Origin of the sequence: Caballeronia terrestris, from assembly GCF_001544515.1 — a bacterium.
GTDB classification, from domain to species: domain Bacteria; phylum Pseudomonadota; class Gammaproteobacteria; order Burkholderiales; family Burkholderiaceae; genus Caballeronia; species Caballeronia terrestris.
Genome location: NZ_FCOL02000283.1, coordinates 1 through 2,269 on the forward strand (window position 1 = coordinate 1; position 2,269 = coordinate 2,269).

The window sequence follows — 2,269 nt, forward strand, 5'->3', positions numbered from 1 at the left end:
GCACGCAAGCTGGGTCAATCAGATCGAACTCTGGTTTGCCCGCTACACGCGCCGAGTGTTGCGCCATGCGAGCCACAGCTTGTACAGATTCTTCGACAGGTTCTGCTCGAACTCGGCGATAGTTTCATCGTCGATGCCTGCAGCCCCACGGTTGGCCTTGACCTGCTGGTATGCCTCCCATACTGTGCGCTTCGCAATGCTATAAGGTTTCGCCGCGATCACGTTGCTCATCCCCGTAGGTTGACAACGTTTGCCGGCAGGATAACGTCACCCCTTCGCTCCGCTCCCATTACAGGCGCTTCCACGCTACTACGGGTGACTCCGCCCCTTGGTCCAGCATCGGTATTCTTCCTCATGGTTTCTGCCATTTGTCATTTCCCTTCGCATCTGGAACAAGGTTCTCACGTTCCGTACCAAAGCCTGTATTGAGATCATGCCGCCTATACACCGGCTGCCATCGGGCCCGTAAGCAGGTATCGTCCCGATTTGTCCTGAGGCCAATGGTCTACCTCAGTTTCGACAGCGCCTTGGGCATAACGATGCGTCATCGAACGGTTTGCTTTCGCTCATCTTCTCAATACGTACCTGCCACCCTCAGCGGGTGACTTTTCCACAGTCGCTCACCACCACGCCTTTTGAACGCAGCAGCACCGGGCGGTTTGAAGTCTGCTCCTGCAAGCCGACTTCGGAAGACCTTCTTCCATCTTCGGTACAGCATCCCAAGCTTGCGCTCAGGTTCGTGACACACACCATTGATTGCCTTTCTTGGTCGAACTCATCTCGGGATCGCGCTCACCGCTCGCGTTCTTCGTGGAACTCGGCGCACCGATGATGGTGGCATCCACGATGGTGCCGGTGCCGATCTTCAGGCCGCGACCTTGCAGTATCTCACCTACCTTGGCAAACAACTGCTGACCGAGTTTGTTGCGCTCCAGCAGTCTGCGGAACTTCAACAGCGTCGTGCCATCAGGAACCCGCTCGCATCCAAGGTCGATCCCAACGAACCGCCTCAGCGCTGTGCTGTCCAGCAGAGCTTCTTCGCAAGCTTCGTCCGCCAGGTTGAACCAGTGCTGCACGAAGTGCATGCGCAGCATGCGCTCTAAACCAATTGGCGGTCGTCCGCCTTCTCCCTTGGGATAGTGCGGCTCGACAACCTCGCACAGATGCGACCACGGCACGATCTCGTTCATGGTCTGAAGGAACACGTCGCGCTTGGTTTGCCGACGATCCTGTTCGAATCCGGCGCCTTGATCGGCTGCCATAGCAAGGGTCTGTTGTTTCATCCAGATTCAACGAATTACTGCCCAACTGCGTTGACCTTTTTCAGCGTTGCCTGAATTTCTCCGCTCCCTACCAACGCGTCGCCGGCGGGCGAGCCGCCTCGTAGCCACTTGGCATTGAACTCGTGCACAGCCGTTCCGCCACCATGCCGTATTCGTCCAGGCCGTCCGTTTCGGCTGGGCCAGTTGAGGAGCGGAGACCAGCAACGGAGTAAAGACAAGGCACACAAGCTTCGGGGATCGAAAGGAACGCGCCGGTCGCCGTGTTGGCGCTTGCCCCTGCCGGTGATTCATTGCAGCAGCGTCGATCTTCGGCCACGCCGTCGAAGTTGGTCGAATAGGTCTATCCTTACATTAGACCTTCGCTGGATACTGACGCTGGTTAGTGTTTTTAGGTTGTTGCGGGAGGAGTCATGCACTACTTTGTGCCTCGTAGTTTAGCTATGCAAAAGCAAGCGCCTCTCACCTTGGGCATTCGTCAGGCTCGCCACAGATACTGGTCCGCCTTGTTATGCGGGATGCTCACACATGGCGCATGTGTGCTCGCGGCCGGCCCGCTCCCCAGCGGAGGACAGTTCGTTGCTGGCATGGGTTCGATCTCGTCGAACGGCTCAGCGCTCAACATCACTCAAAGCACGCCGCGCGCGGTCATCGACTGGCGCGGCTTTTCGATCGGGATTGCCAATAGTGTGACAGTGAATAACGGCGCCGGTGCAACGCTCAACCGTGTGACCGGTATCGATCGCTCCGTCATCGATGGCAGGCTGAGTGGCACGGGTAGTATCTACCTGATTAATCCGCAGGGCGTACTCATAGGCACGAGCGGTGTCGTCACGACCGGTGGCCGCTTCGTCGCCTCGACACTCGATGTGACCAATGACGCGTTCATGAACGGGGGTGCATTTGCCTTGAGCAGTACGAGCGAGGCCAGCATCATCAATCTCGGCAGGATCAGTTCAAGCGGCGGCGACGTATTCCTGATCTCGCGC

2 protein-coding genes and 1 pseudogene are annotated in these 2,269 nt (G+C 57.7%); 1 reads left to right on the plus strand and 2 read right to left on the minus strand.

The window, feature by feature from the left end:
- Window positions 1-42 precede the first annotated feature (42 nt).
- Both AWB67_RS36545 and AWB67_RS36550 read right to left on the minus strand, forming a co-directional pair.
- Window positions 43-231, minus strand: coding sequence for a hypothetical protein (locus AWB67_RS36545; RefSeq protein ID WP_087660704.1), 189 nt, complete (start codon window positions 229-231; stop codon window positions 43-45).
- A gap of 518 nt (window positions 232-749) precedes the next feature.
- Window positions 750-1,283 (minus strand): annotated as a pseudogene (locus AWB67_RS36550) (IS5 family transposase); the annotation flags it as partial.
- Window positions 1,284-1,798: 515 nt separating this feature from the next.
- On the opposite strand from AWB67_RS36550, the gene AWB67_RS36555 reads away from it, so the two are divergent.
- Window positions 1,799-2,269, plus strand: a 471-nt coding sequence (locus AWB67_RS36555) for a two-partner secretion domain-containing protein (protein ID WP_235025573.1), incomplete at its 3' end; no start/stop codon positions are given.

What these genes read in the sequence shown, in the direction of transcription:
- AWB67_RS36545 (WP_087660704.1), bottom strand. Translation starts at nt 231, where the DNA reads ATGAGCAACGTGATCGCGGCGAAACCTTATAGCATTGCGAAGCGCACA.